The organism is Actinoallomurus acaciae (assembly GCF_042429965.1).
In the GTDB taxonomy this organism is placed as follows: domain Bacteria; phylum Actinomycetota; class Actinomycetes; order Streptosporangiales; family Streptosporangiaceae; genus Actinoallomurus; species Actinoallomurus acaciae.
Map to the genome: position 1 here is coordinate 1 of NZ_JBHLZP010001304.1, position 517 is coordinate 517.

Consider the following 517-nt stretch of genomic DNA (forward strand, 5'->3'; position numbering starts at 1 on the left):
GTGAAAGAATCCGAATCCAAGGAAGACGAAGAAGACAAAAAATCTGATGAAGAAAAAGACGGATCTGAAGAAAAGGAGGAGCAATCTGATGAGGATGCTGCTGCTGGCGATGTAGATGGAAAATCTGGCGAGGATACCGAAGAACAAGCCCAGGATGACAGTAAAGAAGATGACGACAAAAAATCTGAAGAAGAGAGTTCACAAGATGATGAATCTGATGCCTCCAAAGAAGATGAATCCGAGGCCGCCGAAGACGCAAGTGCTGGAAGTGATGAAGGCCAGGAAGAGGAAAGCGAAGGAGCCGAGGAAGAAACTGAATCTGAAGCTACTGAAGAAGAATCTGATGAAGAAGGAACTCCTGAAGAAGATTTACTTTTAACTGGTGAAATCCCCGAAAACCTAAGATCTCGTGAGCACATCAACCAGATCCTTAGGTTAGACGAGGAAGCCAGTGAAGCTGAACTCACCGTCGAGAAGGCAGCTGATATCGTCCTTAGAGACCTGAAGAGGCTCTACG

At 45.8% G+C, this 517-nt stretch carries 1 pseudogene; it reads left to right on the forward strand.

From position 1 onward, the window contains the following. Positions 1 to 517 (forward strand): annotated as a pseudogene (locus tag ACFFNX_RS52200) (hypothetical protein); the annotation flags it as partial.